Annotated in this window: 15 protein-coding genes; 6 read left to right on the top strand and 9 right to left on the bottom strand. The window is 71.9% G+C overall.

Going from position 1 to position 20,968, the window contains the following annotated elements; translation table 11 throughout:
* Nucleotides 1-108 precede the first annotated feature (108 nt).
* On the bottom strand, nucleotides 109-273 hold the full coding sequence (locus ACZ7CF_RS36775) for a hypothetical protein (protein ID WP_360401129.1): 165 nt from the start codon (nucleotides 271-273) through the stop codon (nucleotides 109-111).
* Nucleotides 274-415: 142 nt separating this feature from the next.
* On the opposite strand from ACZ7CF_RS36775, the gene ACZ7CF_RS36770 reads away from it, so the two are divergent.
* Together ACZ7CF_RS36770 and ACZ7CF_RS36765 are read left to right on the top strand one after the other, a co-directional pair.
* Nucleotides 416-7,681 carry an SDR family NAD(P)-dependent oxidoreductase gene (locus ACZ7CF_RS36770; protein ID WP_470371946.1) on the top strand — a complete coding sequence of 2,422 codons (7,266 nt, stop codon included), beginning with the start codon at nucleotides 416-418 and terminating at the stop codon, nucleotides 7,679-7,681.
* Nucleotides 7,678-9,276, top strand: coding sequence for an aldehyde dehydrogenase family protein (locus ACZ7CF_RS36765; RefSeq protein WP_470371945.1), 1,599 nt, complete (start codon nucleotides 7,678-7,680; stop codon nucleotides 9,274-9,276). Before ACZ7CF_RS36770 ends, ACZ7CF_RS36765 begins: the two co-directional genes overlap by 4 nt.
* A gap of 64 nt (nucleotides 9,277-9,340) precedes the next feature.
* Here the strand turns inward: ACZ7CF_RS36765 and ACZ7CF_RS36760 are convergent, their stop codons facing one another.
* From ACZ7CF_RS36760 to ACZ7CF_RS36750, 3 genes are all read right to left on the bottom strand, one after another.
* The gene (locus ACZ7CF_RS36760; protein ID WP_470371944.1) at nucleotides 9,341-10,012 is read right to left on the bottom strand and encodes a hypothetical protein; all 672 of its coding nucleotides are present in this window, start codon (nucleotides 10,010-10,012) and stop codon (nucleotides 9,341-9,343) included.
* A gap of 60 nt (nucleotides 10,013-10,072) precedes the next feature.
* Nucleotides 10,073-12,415, bottom strand: coding sequence for a molybdopterin-dependent oxidoreductase (locus tag ACZ7CF_RS36755; protein WP_470371943.1), 2,343 nt, complete (start codon nucleotides 12,413-12,415; stop codon nucleotides 10,073-10,075).
* Nucleotides 12,416-12,554: 139 nt separating this feature from the next.
* Complete coding sequence (locus tag ACZ7CF_RS36750; RefSeq protein WP_360401144.1) at nucleotides 12,555-13,106, bottom strand: EF-hand domain-containing protein; 552 nt, start codon at nucleotides 13,104-13,106, stop codon at nucleotides 12,555-12,557.
* A 323-nt stretch (nucleotides 13,107-13,429) separates the two neighbouring features.
* Here ACZ7CF_RS36750 and ACZ7CF_RS36745 point away from each other — a divergent pair, with 323 nt between their 5' ends.
* The 4 genes from ACZ7CF_RS36745 to ACZ7CF_RS36730 all read left to right on the top strand — a co-directional run bounded on the left by ACZ7CF_RS36745 (nucleotide 13,430) and on the right by ACZ7CF_RS36730 (nucleotide 17,134).
* Nucleotides 13,430-14,626 (top strand): zinc-dependent alcohol dehydrogenase, encoded by a 1,197-nt coding sequence (locus ACZ7CF_RS36745; protein ID WP_470371942.1) that lies wholly within the window; start codon nucleotides 13,430-13,432, stop codon nucleotides 14,624-14,626.
* Nucleotides 14,623-15,510 carry an SDR family NAD(P)-dependent oxidoreductase gene (locus tag ACZ7CF_RS36740; RefSeq protein ID WP_458432130.1) on the top strand — a complete coding sequence of 296 codons (888 nt, stop codon included), beginning with the start codon at nucleotides 14,623-14,625 and terminating at the stop codon, nucleotides 15,508-15,510. Before ACZ7CF_RS36745 ends, ACZ7CF_RS36740 begins: the two co-directional genes overlap by 4 nt.
* A 68-nt stretch (nucleotides 15,511-15,578) precedes the next feature.
* Nucleotides 15,579-16,079: a SigE family RNA polymerase sigma factor gene (locus ACZ7CF_RS36735; protein ID WP_360401153.1), complete on the top strand. Its 501-nt coding sequence runs from the start codon at nucleotides 15,579-15,581 to the stop codon at nucleotides 16,077-16,079.
* Nucleotides 16,079-17,134, top strand: coding sequence for a hypothetical protein (locus tag ACZ7CF_RS36730; RefSeq protein ID WP_458432131.1), 1,056 nt, complete (start codon nucleotides 16,079-16,081; stop codon nucleotides 17,132-17,134). Before ACZ7CF_RS36735 ends, ACZ7CF_RS36730 begins: the two co-directional genes overlap by 1 nt.
* Before the next feature lie 49 nt (nucleotides 17,135-17,183).
* Here the strand turns inward: ACZ7CF_RS36730 and ACZ7CF_RS36725 are convergent, their stop codons facing one another.
* The 5 genes from ACZ7CF_RS36725 to ACZ7CF_RS36705 all read right to left on the bottom strand — a co-directional run bounded on the left by ACZ7CF_RS36725 (nucleotide 17,184) and on the right by ACZ7CF_RS36705 (nucleotide 20,896).
* The gene (locus tag ACZ7CF_RS36725; protein ID WP_360401159.1) at nucleotides 17,184-18,359 is read right to left on the bottom strand and encodes a zinc-dependent alcohol dehydrogenase; all 1,176 of its coding nucleotides are present in this window, start codon (nucleotides 18,357-18,359) and stop codon (nucleotides 17,184-17,186) included.
* Nucleotides 18,356-18,898 (bottom strand): SRPBCC family protein, encoded by a 543-nt coding sequence (locus ACZ7CF_RS36720; protein WP_360401162.1) that lies wholly within the window; start codon nucleotides 18,896-18,898, stop codon nucleotides 18,356-18,358. Before ACZ7CF_RS36720 ends, ACZ7CF_RS36725 begins: the two co-directional genes overlap by 4 nt.
* Before the next feature lie 125 nt (nucleotides 18,899-19,023).
* Nucleotides 19,024-19,362 carry a hypothetical protein gene (locus ACZ7CF_RS36715; protein ID WP_458432132.1) on the bottom strand — a complete coding sequence of 113 codons (339 nt, stop codon included), beginning with the start codon at nucleotides 19,360-19,362 and terminating at the stop codon, nucleotides 19,024-19,026.
* 209 nt (nucleotides 19,363-19,571) lie between these two features.
* A complete protein-coding gene (locus ACZ7CF_RS36710) occupies nucleotides 19,572-19,889 on the bottom strand; it encodes a hypothetical protein (protein ID WP_470371941.1) in 318 nt (105 codons plus the stop codon).
* Nucleotides 19,890-19,975: 86 nt separating this feature from the next.
* Nucleotides 19,976-20,896, bottom strand: coding sequence for a LysR family transcriptional regulator (locus tag ACZ7CF_RS36705; RefSeq protein WP_470371940.1), 921 nt, complete (start codon nucleotides 20,894-20,896; stop codon nucleotides 19,976-19,978).
* Between the last annotated feature and the right edge of the window lie 72 nt (nucleotides 20,897-20,968).

The raw sequence follows: 20,968 nt of genomic DNA, 5'->3' as shown, positions 1-20,968 counted from the left end.
CATGGAGACGGCGCGTCGCCGGACTTCGTGACACGACGTGTCCCAGGTCACTTCACGTGCTGACGGTCGGCTGCCGCTGCACACCGGAGAGCAGCACGTGGTCTCGCGTCAGCGGCGGCGCAGGGAGTTCCACACCACGTAGCCCCCCAGCAGCCATCCGGCGGCGAACAGCAGGATCGGCACGACCAGGGGCCACCCGAGCAGCAGGGTCGTCAGCGACGCAGCCGCCGCCAGGACCATGCCCACAAGGCCGTTGCGACTCCGGGGATCCATCGCCCTCCTCACGGTCGATCATCGGGCTTCCCGACGGCTTCACCACCGAAACGCGGTGGCGGTGTCACCTGATGGGTTGGTCATCCGGGTGAGTGCCTGCGCCAGCGTGGATCCGGCACCCGCGGTCCGAAATGATCCGGGCGTGCTGGACAAGATCGCAATCGTGGGCGTGGCGTGTCGTTTTCCCGGCGGGGTCGGCGATCTGGAGGGGCTGTGGTCGCTGCTGGCCGCGGGGCGTGAGGCGGTCGGGGCGCCGCCGCCCGGCCGGTTCGACGTCGAGCGGTACTGGGACTCCAACCAGATGCGGCCGGGCAAGTCCTACACGTTCGCGGGCGGGTACCTCGACGACATCACCGGGTTCGACGCGGACTTCTTCGGGATCAGCCCGCGTGAGGCGGTGTGCATCGATCCCCAGCAGCGGCTGCTGCTGGAGCTGGGTGTCGAGGCGCTCGACGACGCCGGGATCGACCCGGCGGCGCTGGCCGGTACGGATGCCGCCGTGTTCGTCGGCGTGTCCGCGCTGGACTACGGCGGGCAGCAGATGCTCATCCCGTCCGCGGTCGGTCCCTACACGAACTCCGGGGCGGCCCTGTCCAACACGGCGAACCGGCTGTCCCACCAGCTCGACGTGCACGGGCCCAGTCTGAAGGTGGACACGGCGTGCGCCTCGTCGCTGAACGCGGTCCACCTGGCCTGCGAGCACCTGCGGCACGGCGGCGGACGCGTCGCCTTCGCCGCCGGGGTCAACCTGCTGCTCAACCCCATCACCTACGTCGGGTTCGCCAAGGCGGGGTTCCTGTCGCCGACCGGGCGGTGCCGCCCGTTCTCGGCCCAGTCCGACGGGTACGTCCGTGCCGAGGGCGGTGGCGTGCTGGTCCTCAAGCGCCTGGCCGACGCGGTTGCCGACGGCGACCGCGTCCACGCCGTGATCGCGGGGTCCGGGACGAACAGCGACGGGCACACCAGCGGGCTGGTGCTGCCCAGCTGTGCGGCCCAGGAAGCGTTGCTGCGCCAGGTCTACGACCGGTTCGAGCTCGACCCGGACGACCTGGCCTACCTGGAGGCGCACGGCACCGGCACACCGATCGGCGACCCGGTCGAGTGCCGGGCGATCGGCGGCGCCCTCGGACTTCGCCGGACCGGCGCGGCGCTCCCGATCGGCTCGGTCAAGGCGAACCTGGGGCACCTGGAACCGGCGTCGGGCATGGCCGGGCTGTGCAAGGCGGTGCTCGTGCTGCGCCACGGAGAAATCCCCGCGACCCCGCACGCGAGCCCGCGCAGCACGGAGATCGACTTCGACGGCCTGGCGCTGACGCCGGTGGAGCGGTCGCGGCCGGCGGAGGGCCGGTTGATCGGGGTGAACTCGTTCGGGTTCGGCGGTGCGAACGTCCACGTCGTCCTGGAGGAATCACCCGCGGCTCCGCCCGCGCTGCGCGTGGCGACCGCGGTGCCGATCGTCGTCTCGGCGCACACCGAGGCCGCCCTGGCCGACGCGGTGGCCCGGATGGACCGGCGGCTGGCCGACTGCACGGACTTCGCCGACCTCGCCTACACCTCCTCCCAGCGACGGGGGAAGCACGCCCACCGCCGGGTGGTGCTCGCCGCCGACGCGGACGAGGCGCGGCAACGGCTGGCGAAGCAGGTTCCGCCGCAGCGGGCGACCGAGCGGGGCCGCGTCGCCTTCGCCTTCTCCGGTCACGGCGCGCAGTGGGCCGGCATGGCGGCCGACCTCGTCGACACCGACCCGGTGTTCGCCGCCGCGGTCGCCGGGATCGACGCCGTGCTGGCGCCGCTCGCCGGCTGGACGGTCGCCGACGAGCTGCGGTCGGCCGAGCCGCGGTTCCACGACACGAGCGTGGTCCAGCCCGTTCTCTTCGCGGTGCAGGCCGGCATCGTGGCGGTGCTCGCGGAACGCGGCCTGCGGCCGGAAGCGGTGTACGGCCACAGCGTGGGTGAGGTCGCCGCCGCATTCGCCGCCGGGATCTACGACGTGGAGCAGGCCGTGCGGCTGGTGGTGGCGCGCAGCCGGGCCCAGGCGACCACCGCGGGCACCGGCACCATGGCCGCGGTCAGCCTCGGGCAGGACGAGACCGAGGCCCTGCTCGCGCGGTACGACGGGCGTATGGAGATCGCGGGGATCAACAGCGCGAACGACGTCACGGTCGCCGGGCCGAGGGCCGACCTGCACGACCTCGCCGACCGGCTGGCCGAGCGCGAGGTCTTCTGCCGCCTGCTCGAACTGGACTACCCGTTCCACAGCACGGCGATGGAACCGGTGCGCGCCCCGTTGCTGGCGGATCTGGCCGGTCTGGCGCCGAAAGCCGCCACCGTCAACTTCGTCTCCACGGTCACCGGCGCGCCCCTGGCGGGGGAGCGGCTGGACGCCGGGTACTGGTGGCGCAACGTCCGCGAGCCCGTCCGGTTCGCCGCGGCCACCGACCACCTGGTCGCGGCCGGGTTCGACACGATCATCGAGATCGGGCCGAAACCGGTGCTGCGGACGTACCTGAAGCGAGCGGCGAAGGACAGCGTGCTCGCCGTGCTGCCGACGCTCACCCGCGACGAGCCCGGACCAGCCGCTCTGCTGAGCTCGGTGGAGTCCGCGCTGGCCGCGGGCGTGCCGATCGCGGGGGAACGGTTCTTCCCCCGCCGGGGCCGGGTCGTGCCGTCGCCCGCCTACCCGTGGCGGCGCGAGCGGTTCTGGCTGGGCGACCAGCACACCTGGGGCGGTGCCAGCGCGCCGCCCGACCACGTGCTGCTCGGGGACCGGGTCGCCGTCTCCGACCCGACGTGGCAGACCACCGTGGACCCGGCGCGGTGGCCGTGGCTGGCCGGTCACCGGGCGGCGGGGACGCCGATCATGCCGGCGGCCGGCTACCTGGAGATGGGCTGGGCGGCCGGGCAGCTCGTGTTCGACGGACCGGCGGAGGTGAGGGAGCTGCACATCACCAAGCCGCTGGTGGCTCCCGACGACGAGTCCGTGTTGCCCCGCATGCAGGTGTCGCTGTCCGAAGAGGACGGTGTCTTCCGGGTCGCCACGTGCTCGGCCGAGGGGAAGGTGTGGCTGACCCACGCACGGGGGCGGGTGCGCCGCCGGGTGGCCCCGGCCCCGCCACCGCTCGACCTGGCCGAGCTGCGCGCGCGGTTCGCCGGGAGGGGCGAGCACGTGGACCGGGAGACGCTGTACACCGACGGTGAGCGGATCGGCCTGGGCTACGGCCCCGAGTTCCTCGTCATCTCCGACCTGTGGGTCGACGGCACGGAGGTGCTGGCCGACTACGACTGCGGCCACCTGGACCTCACCGGGTTCCACGCGCACCCGGCGTGGACCGACGTCGCCCCGCAGGCCGCGATCCAGCTCGGCCGCATCCGCCGCGGCCACGTCGCCGACGAGGACTCCTACCTGCCCGTGGCGGTCGGCTCCGCCCGCTTGTGGAGCCCGCCCACCAAGACCGGCGCCGTGCACTTCCGCTGCCGCACGCTCGCGGAGTCCTGGGCCTCGGCCGACATCACGCTCACCGACGACGCGGGCACCGTTCAGCTGGAACTGCTCGACTGCCGGTTCCTGCGGGTCAAGGTGCCCAGCCGGCGCGTGGTCCTGCGCCAGCACACCGAGCTCCGCGCCGCACCGCGCGGCCTGCCGCCCACCGCGGCGGTGCCCTGCCCGTCGCCCCTGGTCGAGGGGCGGCCGGTCACCGGGTACGCGGAGCTGCGGCGACGGCGGCTCGCGGCGACCGCCGCCTTCACGGTGCGCGCGTTCACCACCATCCTCGACGACGCGGAGGTGTTCTTCACCGACGACCTGCTGGCTGCCGGAGTGCGCCCGGAGTTCGGCCGCCTGCTCGACCTGCTGACCGGGCTGGCCGCCGACCACGACCACCTGGAGTGGCTCGGAGAGTTCCAGGGGCGGACCCGCTGGCGGATCCGCCCCGACGTCGCCGAACCCGCGTTCGCGGGCCTGGTCACCGACTTCCCCGAGCACGTCGCGGACCTGACCCTGTTCGGCCGGTGCGGCCTGCACCTGGCCGCACTGCTGCGCGGTGAACGCGACGCGCTGGACATCCTTTCTCCCGCGCACGGCAGCGACACCCTGGCGCACTACTACGACCTGTCTCCGTCACTGCGGTCTTGCAACCAGGCCGCCGCGGAGGTCATGCGCGCCTTGGTCGAGGCGTGGCCGGCGGATCGTCCACTCAGGATTCTCGAGGTGGGCGGCGGCACCGGTGCGCTGACCGCGGCGTTGCTGCCCGTGCTGCCGGCGGACCGCACGCGGTACGTGTTCACGGACGTCTCGCAGGTCTGCCTCGCTCCGGCGGAGGCACGGTTCGCGCGGTACGACTTCGTCGAGTACCGGACCCTGGACCTCGACCAGCCCGACGTCGAGGCAGGTGGCTTCGACGTGGTGGTCGCCGGGAACGCCCTCCACGCGGCCAAGGACGTGCGTGCGGCGCTGCGCGCGGTGTCGGAGGTGCTGACCGACAACGGACGTCTGCTGTTCGTCGAGGCCCACGACCCGCTGCTGCTCGCCCTGCCGTTCGGCCTGGTACCGGAGTTCTGGTCGATGACCGACCTCGACCTGCGGCCCGCCTCGCCGGTGCTGTCCGCTCAGCAGTGGCGTGACCTGTTGCCGGGCAACGGTTTCCACGCCGCGCGCACGGTCCTCGAAGGCGAGCTGTGCTCGCTGACGACAGCGAGCAGGGTCCCGCGCACCGCTCCGGTGCAGGAGGCGACGAGCGTCGCGACCACCGGCCGTGTCGTGGTCGTCGCCGAGGACGACACCGACGACGGACTGGCCGCGACGCTCACGACGAGGCTGGCGGAGCTGGGCGCCGACGCGGTGCGGACCACCGCCGGCACCGGCACAGCCGACTGGTTCACCGCTTCCGAGACCGATGTGGTGCTCGTGCTCGCCGAGACCGGTCCGGACCCGGCGGCCGCCGTCGAGGCGACCACCCGGCGGTTCGAGCTCGTGCGCGCGCTCGCGGTCAGGTCGGCCGAGCTCCCCGCAGGAGCGGTGACGCGGCTCTGGCTGGTCAGCCGCCCCACCGGCGTCAACCCGGCGCCCGAGGGGGCCGCGGACCCGGCCGGCGCCGCGTTCTGGGGCGCCACGCGCACCGTGGCCGCCGAACACAGCCTGCTCGGCATCCGGCGCGTGTCGGCCGGGCACGACGTCCCGGTCGACCGGATCGCACGTGAGGTCCTCGATCCGGCGGACGAGGACGAGGTGGTGCTCACCGCGTCGGGCCGGTTCGTGCCGCGGCTGCGCGACCTGCCCGCACCGGCTGCCGACGACCCCGCCACCCCGTACCGGCTCATCGCCCGTGACGCGGGACCGTCCTACGAGCTGGCGTGGGTGGCCGCGGAGATGCCGGAACCCGGCCCCGGACAGGTCGCCGTCGAGGTCCGCGCGACGGGCATCAACTACCGCGACGCGCTGCTCGCGGTCGGGCTGCTGCCGGGCTGGGTGGTGGAGGCCGGCATGACCGGCACGCACCTCGGCGGCGAGTGCGCGGGAGTGGTCACGGCGGTCGGCCCCGGCGTGACCCGGTACCGGCCGGGTGACCGGGTCTTCGGGTCCGTCGCCGGTTCCTTCGCCTCGCACGTGCTGGCGGACGAGAACCTGGTGGGACCGGTGCCCGACGGGATCGACCTGGTCGCCGCGGCGACCATGCCCGTCGCGTTGATCAGCGCGAGCTACGGGCTGGTGAACCAGGCCGGGCTCGCCAAGGGCGAGACGGTCCTGGTGCACGGCGCCGCCGGTGGCGTCGGGCTGGCAGCCCTCCAGTGCGCCCGCCACTTGGGTGCCGCGGTGATCGCCACCGCGGGCACCGAGGAGAAGCGAGACTTCCTCAGGCTGCTCGGCGTGGAGCACGTCTTCGACTCGCGCAGCCTCAGCTTCGCCGCCGACGTGCTCGCCGTCACCGGCGGGCAGGGCGTCGACGTGGTGCTGAACTCGCTGGGCGGTGAGTTCATCGGGCGCAGCCTGGAGCTGCTGCGGTTCGGCGGCCGGTTCGTCGAGCTCGGCAAGCGCGACCTCTACAGCGACCGCAACGTCTCGCTGTTCCCGTTGCGCAACAACATCAGCTACTTCGCCGTGGACGTCGACCAGCTGGGCAGCCACCGGCTGCAGGAGATCGCCGCCGAGCACGACCGGATCATCGACCACGTCCGGTCGGGCGCCGTCCACCCCATCCCGCACCGGGCGTTCCCGGCCGCCCAGGCCGCAGAGGCGTTCCGGTCCCTCCAGCACTCCCGGCACATCGGCAAACTGGTCGTCACCTTCGACCGGCGGCCACCGGTCGAGCGGGCTGCCCGGTCGAGCGCCTTCGCGGCCGACCCGTGCGGCACCTACCTGGTCACCGGCGGCGCGAGTGGGTTCGGCGCCGAGACGGCGCGCTGGCTCGTGGACCGCGGGGCCAGGCACCTCGCACTGGTGAACCGGCGGGGAACGGCCGTGCCGGGGGCCGGGGACCTCGTCGCCGAGCTGACCGCGCGGGAGGTGGCGGTGTCCGTGCACGCCGCCGACGTGACCGACGAGTCCGCCATGCGCGCTGTCATCGACTCCATCGACGGCGGTGGCGCCCCGCTGCGGGGCGTGGTGCACGCGGCGATGGTGCTCGACGACGCGATGATCGCGGACCTGACGCCGGAGCGGTTCCGCGCCGTGCTCGCACCGAAGATGGCCGGCGCGATGGTCCTCGACCGCCTCACCGGTGACCACGACCTCGACCTCTTCCTCCTGTTCTCCTCGGGGGCGGCCGTGGTGGGCAACGCCGGTCAGGCCGCCTACTGCGCGGGGAACCTCTTCCTGGAAGCGCTGGCCCGTGCTCGCCGCGCCAGGGGACTGGCCGGGCAGGCGATCGCCTGGGGTGCCCTCGCCGAGGTCGGCTACGTCGCGCGCAACGAGGCCACGGCCAAGACGGTGACCAGGGCGGGGTTGAACCTGCTGCCGCTGCGCGCCGTGCGCCGTGCGCTGGACGACCTGGTCGGCGGTCCCGAGGTGGCATTGGTGTGGAGCCACGACGGCCAGTTCCTGCGCCGCCTCTACTCCCACCTCACCACCCCGAGGCTCGGCGAGCTCACAGGGGGCGACCAGACCGCTGACGGCGAGGACGAGGACCTGGTCGCCCGGCTGCGCGAGGCCTCGGTGGACGAGGCGGTCGAGCTCGTCGCCGACCACGTCGTGAAGACGCTCGCCGAGGTGCTGGGCGTCGCACCGGACCGCATCGACCGCAACCGGCCGCTGGACCAGCTGGGCGTGGACTCCCTGATGGGTGCGGAGCTGGTCACCAAGATGCGGCGCCGGTTCGGCCGGGAGATCCCGGTCATGCGGGTGGTCGCGAGCACCGGCATCGACGACCTGGCCCGTTCCCTGGCCACCTACTTCAAGACCGAGGACGACCAGTGACCCAGACGACCGTGCGGCACTTCCCGCTCTACATCGGCGGCGCGTTCGTCGACACCGACGAACGCGCGTACGGCATGAGCGTGCGCGCCGTCCTGGACCCCGGCGGGGCCACCGCGGCGTCGCTGTTCCGCCTGCTCCGCGAGGGCACCGAGGAGGAGGTGCACGCCCACCCGCACATCCTCTGCTCGGTCGCGTTGTCCACGCCGGAACAGGGGCAGGCAGCGCTGCGGGCGGCAGCGGAGGCGGCGGCACGGCTGCGCCTGGTGCCGTTCACCGACCGCCTGGCGTGCGTCAGCGACCTGTACGAGAGGTTCCTGGAGCACCGCGAGGAGCTCGCGCGGCTGATGCGCATGGAGGGGTGCCCGCGTCTACTGGCGGAGGCGCAGCTCAACGCGGTGCTGCACCTCGTCCGCCCGGAGAGCCTGGAGCTGGCGCGTTCCCTGCTGCGGCAGGAGATCAGCACGCCGCACCACACGATCGTGCTGCAACGCCAGCCCGACGGCGTGGTCTGCGTCGACCCGCCGGCCAACGTCCCGCTGTACGGGCTGATCGCCTCCCTGGTGCTGCTGGCGGGCAACAGCGTGGTGATCCGGGTGCCGCGCAGCTGTGCCAGCTCGCTGGCCCACGCGCTGCACAACGTCATCATCCCGGCGTTGGAGGCGAACGGGGCGCCGCCGGGAACGATCAACGTGTTGTGCGCCGACTTCGAGGTCACCATGCGGCAGTGGCTGGACAGCCCGCTGGTGAACACCATCTACTACTTCGGCTCCAGCGCCCGCGGGCTGGCACTGGAACGCGAGTGCGTGGAGCGGGGCAAGCGGGCGATCCTGGAGCTGTCCGGCAACGACGGTCTGCTGGTGTGGCACGACGCCGACCTCGAACACGCCACCGCGGCGCTGGTCGAGTCGTTCTACGCCTCCGGCCAGGCCTGCATCGGCCCGAAGTACGCCGTCGTCCACCCCGCCGTCGCCGACCAGCTGCTCGCCCGGCTGCGGGAGGCCGCGTCCGCGCTGCGCCCCGGTGACCCGGAGGACTCCGACACGGTGCTCAGCCCCGTCCTGCGCGCCACGGCCTTCCGGCGCTGCCTCGACGAGGCGTTGCGCGCGGGCGCCACGAAGGTCTGCGGTGGCGCGCAGATCGACCTGCGCGGCGAACCCGATCCCCAGGGGCTGTTCATCGAACCGACCGTGGTGCGCATCGACGGCTTCGAGCTCGCCGAGACCATGTCCGCCGTGCGCGAGGAGTGCTTCTTCCCGCTGCTGTCGGTGGTGGTGCCGGAGGACGGTCCTGACCTGCTCGACCGCTGCATCGCGTTCCTCAACGGCAACAGGTTCGGTCTGCGCAACTCCCTGTGGGCGGAGAGCCGGGAGGTGGTCGAGCGGTTCACCACGGCGGTGACCAACGGGGGAGTGCTCAAGGTCAACGACTCCCACATGGCCCACGCCCCGTACACGCCGGGGCTCGGCGGCACCGGGGACAGCGGAGGCCCGCACGGTGAGGCCGCCTACCCCTTCCTGCGCGCCAGCCGCCTCCAGGCCGTCGCCATCGCCACGACCAGGACCCACCCCTGGGAAGCCGTCATGGGGGTGAACTGACACGAAGACGACCACCGGCGCACGGGGTTCTCCCGGTGCGCCGGTGGTCGTCGTTCCGAAGTGGTCAGACGGGCAGTGAGTCCGGCACGGGCCACGCACGGCCCCCGCCCGTCGCGGTGAACACCGTGTCCGTGACGGAGAACAACGCAACGCCGAAAGCCTTCGTGAAGGCGTCCACGCCCTCCTTGGTGGGGGTGATCGGGATGTTGCTGCCCTTGATCACGGTCGGCTGACCCGGCGCCCCCGGTTGCACGGACAGCCTCACCGCGCTGACATCGCCGGCGTACAGCGGCAGCTCGCCGACCCACTGGTCGTTGATCTTCAGGAAGGCGAAGACCCGCCCGTCCGGAACCGACCCCCGGATTCCGGCGATCTCCATCCGGGCTTTCGCGTTGCGCAGCACCACCCCGCCCAGCGCACGTCCGGACCCCTTCCCGGGTTGCCCCACCGGGCTGATGGTGCCGGTGCTGTACTCCGGGGGGAGCTTGACGCCCACGACGGTCGTGCCGTCCGCCCCCATGATCGCGGTGGCCGGCGCCAGGGCCTGCACCTCGATCTTCTCCGTCGCGAGCCGCTCGCGCGCGACGTCGGTCAGCCGCATCTCACCCAGTCCGTCCAGCAGGGTGAACGCCGCGTCAGCGGTCGGGCTCGCGCTCGCGGACGTCCCTCCGTGCAGCTGCGCGAGAACAGGCGCCGCCATTGCGCCGCTGACAAACATGCGTCGAGTGATCGCCATGATCCCCAGTGTCACGCATTCCGGGGAGAACTTCGCCGCACGTAACTCGAAAGAGGAGGTTCACGTGTGCCGCAACGGGTTTTGGTGCTGATCACCCAGAATCCGCGGCGGGGTGAAGGCCAGCACGTCGGGGAGCGGGCCGTCATGGGGTTCGACGTCGACGAGAACGCTGTGGGCGCTGGGTCCCTGGGACAGGCGCGAGCACGGCCGGTCCGCGGTGAGGGCGTTCGGGTTGCCGTGGCGGTCCAGCGTCCCGCTCACGCCCGGCTCGACCGGGTCCCACCACGCTCCGGTGGACAGCTGCACGACACCGGGCATGACGTCGTCCGACAGGACCGCGCCCGCGAGGCAGCTCCCCCGGTCGTTGTGGACGCGCACGACCATGCCGTCCTCGATGCCGCGCGCCGCGGCGTCCGAGGGGTTGATCGTCACGGGTTCGCGCCCGCGGATCTTCGAGGCGAGGCTGTGGCCGCCGTTGTCGTACTGGCTGTGCAGGCGTGAGGCGGGCTGGTTCGAGATCAGGTGCAGCGGGAACCGGTCCGCCAGCCCGGCGCGGAGCCACTCCACCGGCTCGAACCACGTGGGGTGCCCTGCGCAGTCGTCGTAGCCGAACGAGTCGATCTCCTCGGAGAAGATCTCGATCCGGCCCGACGGCGTGGTCAGGGGGAACTGCCGCGGATCCGAGCGGAGGGCTGCGAAGCTACCGGGGAACGGTCCGGTCGAGGCCGGCAGCGCGGCGGTGGAGCTGCGCCAGAAGTCGTCGAAGTCCGGCAGCGCGGCGGTGTCACCGAGCTGGGCCTTCGTCTCCTCGTAGAGGTGGCGGACCCAGTCGAGCTCGGAGCGCGACTCGGTGAACTCCTCGTGGTACCCGAGCCGGGCGGCCAGGTCGGCGAAGATGTGGTGGTCGGTGCGCGACTCGCCGGCGGGCTCGCGGACCTTCGGCATCGCGACGAGGTGGGGGTCGGAGAAACCGGCGGCGAAGTCGTCGCGTTCGAGGCTGGTGGCGACGGGCAGGACGATGTCCGCGAACTTGGCCGTCGTGTTCCACCAGGCTTCGTGCACCACGACCGTGTCGGGAACCTGCCACGCGCGGGTCAACCGGTGCAGGTCCTGGTGGTGGTGGAACGGGTTGCCCCCGCACCAGTAGACGAGGCGGAGCTCGGGCAGCATGAGCCTGCTGCCGTCGTAGTCGATGACCTCACCGGGGTGCAGCAGGGCGTCGGCGATCCTGGCGACGGGGATGAAGTCGGGAACCGGGTTGGGGACCGCGGGGATGGTCCCGACGAACGGGCGGTCCGGAGCGACGCCGGTCGCGTCCATCGTCGCGTAGCCCGCACCCCAGCCGCAGCCGGGCCGGCCCAGGGAGCCCGCCATGGCGGCCAGCACGACGGACATCCAGATCGGTTGTTCACCGTGGTCCGCGCGTTGCACCGCGTAGTTGACCATGATGAGTGACCGCTGGGCGGTGAGGCGGCGGGCGAGACCGGTGAGCACGTCCTGGTCGAGGCCGGTGATCCCCGCGGCCCAGGCCGCGTCCTTGCGGACGCCGTCGAGCTCGCCGGTCAGGTAGGCGGCGAAGCGGTCGAACCCGACGCAGCACCGGCTCAGGAAGTCCTCGTCGTGCCAGCCGTTGACCAGCATCGTGTGTGCGATGCCGAGCATCGCGGCGGTGTCGGTGTTGGGGACGACGGGCAGCCACTCGGCGTCGAGGAACCCGGCGGTGTCGCTGCGGATCGGGCTGACGTTCACGAACCGGACGCCGGCCTCGCGGCACCGGCGCTGCAGGTCCCGCGTCTGGTGCCGGGCCAGCCCGCCGGGGTTGATCTGGCTGTTCTTGAGGGCGAGCCCGCCGAACGCCACCACGAGTTCGCAGTGCTCGGCTATCTCGTCCCACATCGGCATCCGGCTCTGGTAGCTCCACGGGTGCCCGCCGATCACGTGGGGGAGGATGACCTCCAGAGCCGCGGTGCTGTAGGTGTTGCGCGAGTCGGTGAAGCCCCCGCCCAGCGCCAGGAACCGGTGCAGCTGTCCCTGCGCGTGGTGGAACCTGCCCGCGCTCGCCCACCCGTAGGACCCGCCGAACACCGCGCTGTCCCCGTGCTCCGCGCGGACCCGGCGGAGCTCGTCGCTCACCAGCGTGATCGCACGGTCCCAGCTCACCTCGACGAAGGCGTCGGAGCCCCTGGCGGTGCCGTGGGCGCGCGGCTCGCCGTCCAACCAGCCCTTGCGCACGGCGGGGCGCAGCACGCGCGCGCTGTCGTCTGCGGCCCGCACCATCCCGGGGCCGATGGGGGAGGGAGCGGGGTCACCGGGCTTCGGCTCGATCCGCACCAACCGGCCGGACTCGACCACGGCGACGAAACTGCCCCAATGGGTCGCGACCGACATGCGTTGCTCGACCATGCATCACCTCTGCCACCGAAGTTCCCGGCCCGGGACCATGGTTGCTCATGCGGCTGGCGGAGTGATGTAGTGCAAATGGGTCCTGTCCGGCCGCTGCCTCGGCTTCGGGTGCAGCGGGCCGGACGACACGGCGTGGCGGTTATGCGGTGATCTTGCCGAACAGGTGGGCGGCGGGCGCGTGCGGGTCGTCGCCGTAGAAGAACTCCGCGAGCGCCTGGTGGAACTCGGCGCGGTCGAGCCCGCCGGAGCCGTCGACGTCCAGCGCGTCGAAGACGGCGGCGCAGTCCTCGGGGGAGACGTTGCCCGCGAGGCGGAAGATCTCCTCGAACTCCGTGCGGTCGACCCGGTCGTCCCCGTCGAGGTCGATCAGGTCGAAGTAGCAGTCGGCCACGGGTCCGACCTGCTGCGGGTACAGGCCGCGATCGCCCAGCGCCCGCCGGAACCCCTCGGTCATCTCCCGCAGGTCGACCTTCCCGTCACCGTCCTGGTCCATCGGCGCGATCACACCGGTCCAGAACGCCTCCAGCCCCTCGACGAGGTGGCGGGCGGTCGCGGGCTGCAGCGCGGCACCGCGGGCCGCGACGTACCGCTCGCCCATCAGCCGGACGTCCTCGCAGGTGATGACTCCGTCGCCGTCGACATCGGCGCCTTTGAACCACTGCCGGTACTTGAGATCACGAACTTCGGTCATGACGACGCAACCTAGGCAACCCGTTTCGCGAATGCCCGGCGACACGGCTACCGGAAAGGGTGAACCAGCCGACCAGGTGACGCTGCCCCTACGCCGAGGGGCCGTTCGAGCGGCGGGGTCCGTCCGTTACCACGAACAGGTTGAAACGGTTTTGAGTCGATTTTGCGGGGTACTGCTGACCTGTCCACCAGTGTCACGAGGGGAAGTCGGATGTCTCGAATCACCCGCTCGACGGCGGTCGTGCGCACGGCGCTGAACGCGTCGCCGCGCACCCCGGCCAGGTCAGCAAGTACCACCACGCCAGCGTCAGAGGTGAGGCACCCGTGAAGGCGCTGACGTGGCAGGGCAACGAGAAGGTGCAGGTGGTCGACGTTCCGGACCCGCGGATCGAGGAGCCCACCGATGCGATCATCAGGGTGACCTCGACCGCGATCTGCGGATCCGACCTCCACCTGTACGGGGTGCTGGGGCCCTATCTGAAGCCGGGCGACGTGCTCGGCCATGAGGCGATGGGCGTTGTCGAGGAGGTCGGTTCCGAGGCGAGCGGTCACCTCAAGGTGGGCGACCGGGTCGTGGTGCCGTTCAACATCTCGTGCGGGCACTGCTGGATGTGCCGGCGCGACCTGTTCGCGCAGTGCGAGACGACGCAGGTGCGCGGCGAGGGCAAGGGCGCGAGCCTGTTCGGCTACACCTCGCTCTACGGTTCGGTGCCCGGCGGCCAGGCCGAGTACCTGCGGGTGCCGCAGGCCCAGTTCGGGCCGATCGTCGTTCCGGACGGCACGCCCGACGAGCAGTTCCTGTTCCTGTCCGACATCCTGCCGACGGCGTGGCAGGCCGTCCGCTACGCCGACGTGCCTCCCGGTGGCACCGTCGCCGTGCTCGGGCTGGGCCCGGTCGGGCAGTTCGCCGCCCGGATCGCCAGGCACCTCGGCGCCGGCCGCGTCATCGGCGTCGACCGGGTTCCCGAACGGCTCGCGCTGGCCGAACGCCACGGGGCCGAACCCGTGAACCTCGACGAGTTCGACGGCTCCGGCGAGGTGGCGGCCAAGCTGATCGAGATGGTGGACGGCCGCGGGCCGGACGCCACCATCGACGCCGTCGGCATGGAGGCCCACGGCGGGGGACTGGTCGCCGCGGCGCAGAAGGCCGCTGGACTGCTCCCCGACGGCATCGCCCAGAAGGTGATCGACAAGGTCGCACTGGACCGCCTCGACGCCCTGCACACCGCGGTGAAGGGAGTGCGCCGCGGTGGCACGGTGTCGGTGTCCGGCGTGTACGGCGGCGAGCAGGACCCGATGCCGATGATGGAGATGTTCGACCGCGGGATCCAGCTGCGCATGGGACAGGCCCACGTGCGCCGGTGGACCGACGAGATCCTGCCGCTGGTCCTCGACCCGGCCGATCCGCTCGGCACCCTGGACCTGACCACGCACCACCTCCCGCTCGCCGAGGCCGCGCGCGGCTACGAGATGTTCCGCGCCAAGAGCGACGGCTGCATCAAGGTCGTGCTGAACCCATGACCGGCCGAGTGGTGCTCGTGGTGGGCGCGAGCAGCGGGATCGGGCTGGCCGCGGCGGTGGCGTTCTCCTCCCGCGGCGATGCCGTGGTCCTGGCCTCCCGCAGCGGTGCGGCGCTCGACGCCGCGGAGAAGGCCTGCCGGGCGGTGGGAACCGCCGCGGTCGACGTCGTCGCCGACGACATCGGCGATCCCGGTGGCGCCGGCCGGATCGTCGGGAAGGCCATGGACCTGCACGGGCGCATCGACGTCGTCGTGCACAGTGCGACGGTGATGGGGTACGGGACCGTGGAGGAGATGCCTGCCGAGGTGTTCACCACGGTCGTGGACACCGCGGTGCACGGCACGCTGCACCTGGCGCAGGCGGTCCTCCCCGTTCTGCGCCGCCAGCGCACCGGCGTGTTCATCGGCGTGAACTCGCTGCTCGGCTCCATCACCGTGCCGCAGATGGGCGCCTACTCCACGGCCAAGTGGGGGCAACGCGCCGTACTCCGCACCCTGCAACAGGAAACGCGCGACGAGCCAGGCGTGCACGTGTGCATCGTGAGCCCCGGCAGCATCAACACGCCGATCTACGACCAGGCCGCCAACTACACCGGTCGTGCGGCGCGGCCACCTGTTCCGGTCCTGAGCCCCGAGCGGGTCGCCGCCGCGATCGTCCGCCTGGCCGACCACCCGCAGCGGCACGTCAGCGTGCCGGTAGGACCCGCGAACCCGCTCATCGTCGCCGGTTTCCGGTTCCTGCCCGGCCTTTACGACCTGCTCGTCGGGCCCCTGTTCCGCCTCGCGGCGCTGACGAGGAAGGCGGTGCCGCCCACACCGGGCACCGTTCTCCGGCCGCACCCCGCCGGTGAGGGGACGCACGGGCGCTGGCCCGCCGAACGGTGAAGGTGTGGCCGGCGCGTTGTCCGAGAAGCCGGTAAACGGATCGCCGTCGGCGTGAGTCTTCAAGGGTGATGGCTGACTACGACGACTTCGCCCGAGCACAGCTGCCGCGGTTGCTGCGGTACGCGACGATGCTCACCGGCGAACGGGAACAGGCTGCTGATCTGGTGCAGGACGTGCTGGTCAAGATGTACCGGCACTGGTCACGGATCAGCCGCGCGGACCACCCCGAGCGGTACGTGCTGCGGATGGTGACCAACGGCTACCTGTCCTGGCGACATAGCCGGTCCGCACGTGTGACCGCGTCGGGGGACCTCCCCGACGAGGCACGGGCGGACGACTTCGCGTCGGACCACGCCGCGCGGGAGGACATGTGGCAGCGCTTGGCGCGGCTGCCCAAGCGCCAGCGCGCCGTGGTGGTGCTGCGGTACTACGAGCAGCTGCCCGACTCCGAGATCGCCGGGCTGCTCGGCTGCGCCCAGGCGACCGTCCGCGCACACGCCCACAAGGCGTTGGCCGCACTGCGAAACGGCTTGGTCATCGAGCAGATGGCGGAGGCCAGGGAGACGTGATGAACATCGAGAACCTGATCAAGGACACCTTCACGGCGCGCGAGGCCGACGCACCCGACAGCGACGCGGTGCTCGCCGCAGCGCGCCGGCGCATCGACAGCAGGCGCTCCGCGCTGGGCCGGCCGCTGGTGGTCGCCGCCGGAGCGACCGTGCTGACCCTCGGCGCGGTCACGGCCGTGGTGCTGAACCGGCCGGACCCCGCGGTGCAGTCCCAGCCGATGGCCACCGCCGGTGGAGCCGAGACCCCGGCCCCCACGAGCCAGGCCGCGGCGGCGGGTCTGCGGATGCCCTACTCGCTGGGCTGGCTCCCACCGGGCACGGTCGCCCACCGGGTGCACCGGATCAACGTCGGGTTCAGCGCGGAGGACCCGGCCACGCCCCTGTACGGCGGTGAGTACATGCTGACCGTCACGGCCGGCGACCAGGTGCTGGAGATCGGCGTCCAGCAGTTCCGGATGGTGTCGCTGGACGAGGCGATGTTCAAGTCGGGTCCCGGCCAGGCCGTGACGGTCAAGGGGCAGCGCGGGGTGGAGAGCTCGGTGTCCACCGGGCCGGGCGGGTACGAGCTGTACGTGGCGCACCCCGACGGCGGCTCGATGTACGTGCACGTGGCCGCCGCGCACGGCAGCACCGCACCCGCGCAGCAGCTCGCCGACACCGGCCGCCGGATCGCGGAGAACATCCAGTTCCCCGGCGCGACGACGGTCACCCCGGCCTACGGCCTGCGCGACCTGCCCGACGGGATGCGGATCTGCGCGTTCAACGTCCAGCAGGGCCTGGACCGGTCCCCGGCCATGCCGGAGACCACCACGGGCTACTCGCTGGGCACGTGCACCGTTCAGCCGACGGTCCACGTCAGCAGCGCCGTCGTCGGCGAACCGGCCGGTACGCCGGGGCAGTTCGTGCAGGGCCACGCGACGCGCTACACCGACGAAGACGGCTACCGCCGCCTGTGGGTCCTCGACGCGATCGGGGGGGCCCCGGTCGTCGTCGCCGGCGGGGTGCCCCAGGCCGACCTGTACGACATCGCCAACCGGCTCGTGCTGCCGAGCTGACCGCGGTTCGGTCACCGCGTTCGCCGCGGTGACCGAACGCCGTGGCCCGTCAGGGTTTGAGGACGACCTTCTCGCAGTTGTCCTGCTTGTTCTTGAAGATGTCGAAGCCATGTGCCGCCTCGTCGAGCGGGAGCGTGTGGGTGATGATCCGGGTCGGATCCAGCTTCCCGCTTTCGATGAGCTCCAGCAGCGGCTTCATGTAGCGGTGGACGTGGCACTGGCCGGTGCGCAGGGTCAGTGAGCGGTTCATCCACGCGCCCGCGGGGAACTTGTCGATCAGTCCACCGTAGACGCCGATCACCGAGACCACGCCGCCGCTGCGGCACGACATGATGGCCTGGCGCAGTGCGTGCGGGCGGTCGGTCTCGGACTTGACGGCCTGCTTGACCCGGTCGTAGGCGGAGACGTGCGCGCTGCCGTGCGTGGCCTCCAGGCCGACCGCGTCGATGCACTTGTCGGGCCCGCGCCCACCGGTCAGCTCCAGCAGCCGGGACCGCACGTCGACCTCGTCGAAGTTCACCGGCGTGTAACCCGCCTGCTCGGCCATCTGCAGCCGGTAGGGCTCCTTGTCGATGGCGATGACCTTCGCGGCGCCCAGAACCCTGGCGCTGTCCATGGCGAACTGGCCGACCGGCCCGGCACCCCACACCGCGACCACGTCACCGGGCTGGATGTCGCACATCTCGGCGCCCATGTAGCCGGTGGGCAGGATGTCGGAGAGGAACAGCACCTGCTCGTCGGTCAGGTCCGACTCGATCTTCAACGGGCCGACGTCGGCGAACGGCACGCGCGCGTACTGGGCCTGCCCGCCCGCGTAACCGCCGGTCAGGTGCGAGTAGCCGAAGATGCCGGCGACCGGGTGCCCGAACATCTTCTCCGCGATCCCGGCGTTCGGGTTGCTGTTCTCGCAGCACGAGAACAGCCCGGCCGCGCAGGCGGCACACGCACCGCAGGCGATCGGGAACGGCACGACGACCCGGTCCCCGACGCGCAGCCGGTCCGCGGCGACGCCCGAGCCGACCTCGACGACCTCGCCCATGAACTCGTGGCCCAGGACGTCACCGTCCTGCATGGTCGGCACGTAGCCGTCGACCAGGTGCAGGTCGGAACCGCAGATCGCGGTGGAGGTGATCCGGACGATCGCGTCGCGGCTGTTGAGGATCTTCGGGTCCGGCACGTCGCGGACCTCGACCTTGTTGCGGCCGGCCCAGGTGGTCGCCCTCATGCGCCCGCTCCCTTCTCCAGCTCGGCGTCCGACAGCGGCTGCGCCGGGCGTTGCGGGAACTCCTCGCGCGCCCGCTTGCCCCACGGGGCACCGTCGGACCGGACGACCTCACCGGTCTCCAGCACCTGCTTGAACCGGCGCAGGTCGTCGTCGAGCTGCTGGTGCGGCTCCTCGCCGAAGTACCGGGCGACCGCCTTGCCGATCGCACCGCCCGGGATCTCGTACACCAGTCCGACGTGGACCTCGGTGCTCTCCCCGTCGGGGGCGGCCACGAACCGGACCGTGCCGGCGTTGGGCACGTCGGCGTCACCGGTCGAACGCCAGGCGATCTTCTCGGCGGGCACCTCGTCGGTGATCTCGGCGTCCCACTCGACGTTCGTCCCGAACGGCGCGTCGGCGACCCAGTGGCTCGTCCGGGCACCGGTGGTGCGGACCTCCTCGAGATGCCCCATGAACGTCGGGAGGTTCTGCAGATCGCGCCAGAACGCGAACACCTCCGCCACGGGTTTGCGGACAGTGGTCGTAGCAGTCAGTTCCACGGATCCTCCTTCGCGTGCCCCGCACCACCGGCACCGGGCCTCACCGGGACCTGACTACCCCTCGGCACTGCGCCTAACCCCGTTGCGGGAGAGGTGACCGGTGCCGCCGTCGCTCCGCGCGGGGATCAGCTCCCGGTGACCGTGACGTCCGCGACGCCCCAGAAGCAGTTCGAGTCGGCCCGGGACTGCGTCGTGCCACCGAGGTAGTTGTTCTGCCAGTTGCCGTAGTACGTGAGGCCCCAGGTGCACTTGACGACGGACCGCCAGTTGGTGCCTTGCTGGCCCGTGCATTCCACCAGGCCGTCGCCGTCGGCGGCGGCCAGTGCCTTGCAGCTCAGCGCCCCGTACTGGAACAGGGTCCCCGGCGCGAGGGCCGAGGCCGCGGGCGACGTGACGAGGGAGACCCCGGTCAGCGTCGCGGCGACGGCCGCGGCGGTGGCGAGACGGCGGGTGAGGTGCCGCATGGCTTGCTCCTTCTCCGATCAGCGGTGGCGGGGGTTTCCCGCGACCGAACCGATCGTCGCGCAGGGGAGCGGCACGCCCCAGTACCACTGCTCGACCGCTCGCGGTGCACCACTTCGCACGCGAGCCGGTGGGCGGTGGCGAGCAGAAGGCCTACGGCAGAAGGGCCGTCACCACTCGGGTGACGGCCCTTCTGTCCTGGCAGGACGGTTCAGCACGCCCTGACGACGGCGGTGTGCGCCTTGCCGCCGAGGTCGAGGATCGTCACCGTGCGGCTCCCGGCGGGCACGCGGACCACGTAGGTGCCGGGGTCGACCGGGTAGCCGAAGTAGCTGCCGGCCGGTGCGGCCGAGGTGCCCGCGATCATCGCACCGCTGGTGCGGTGGATCGTCGTGGAGACCGCCGTGCCGCAGTTGTTGGAGATGTAGATCTTGCCCTTGGTGGCGGCGGTGGCGGATCCCGCGCCGAGCACGGAGATGAACAGTCCTGCGGTGGCCAGACCGGTGAGAATCCGCCGGGCGGTCGTCATGGTGCTCCTCCAGCTGTTGCGGGCGTTCCTCGCAAGGTATCCACCGGTGTGGCGGCGCACAGTCGGTTGAACGACCGACATCTCGATCAGCGTTGTTCCGAGGTCGCGGAGGCGAGCTGGTCCGCGACGTCGCCGGGCACGTGCAGCCCTCCGTCGCGCAGGTCCGTGATGAGTTGAGCGGTGAGCGGGTCGTGGGGGCCCGCGGTCAGGGCGACCAGGCGGCGTGTCCACCGCGGTTCGAAGGAGCGGACCACGCCGGTGAAACCCGCGGTGATGGCGCTGACCGGCACCACGGAGAGCCCCAGGCCCGCCGCTGCCAGCTGGGGCGCGTGCGTCGTCACGGCGGTGCGGGCCACCACCGACCCCCTCAGGTCGGCGTCGAGGTTGCTCTCGATCCACGCGCCGAGGTTGTTCTCCGGCGTGAAGTGCACGAAAGACCGGCCGTGCAGGTCGTCCTGCCGGATGGCGGGCCGCGCGGCCAGCGGATGCCGGACCGGCAGTGCCACCACGATCTCCTCCTCGGCGACCGTGGTCTCGTGGAAGCCGGTGGCGCCGAGGTCGGGCACGAGCAGGACGTCAGCCTCCCCGGACTCCAGCGCGGCGAGGGCCGGCTCCGGGTCCGTGCTCTCGCGGAAGGCGATCGTCACGCCGGGCCGGTCGGCGTTCCACCGGGCCAGCACCGGTGCCAGCAACGCCACCGTGAGGCTCTGCGCGCACACCACGCGGACCGTGCCTCCGGCGGCCTGACCCACCGCACGGGCGAGGCGGACCGCGTCGTCGGCGGCGGCCACGGCCCGGCGAGCCTCGGGCAGCGCGGCGCGTCCGGCGGCCGTGAGACGCACTCCGCGGCGGTCGCGGATCAGCAGGGCGGTGCCGGCCTCACGTTCGAGGGCGACCAGTTGGTGCGAGATCGCCGGCTGGGACAGGTGCAGGTGCTGCGCGGCACGCGTCACCGAACCCAGGTCGGCCGCGGCGAGCAGGCATTCCAGCGCGCGCAGAGTTGGCATAAACAAAAGTTATCATTAGGGCAATTTATATCGATCCTGCGACGGGAAGTGTTCTTCCTGCACCGCCGTTGG

This window comes from Lentzea sp. NPDC036955, from assembly GCF_055608005.1.
This window is presented reverse-complemented; position numbering and strand designations above follow the sequence as displayed.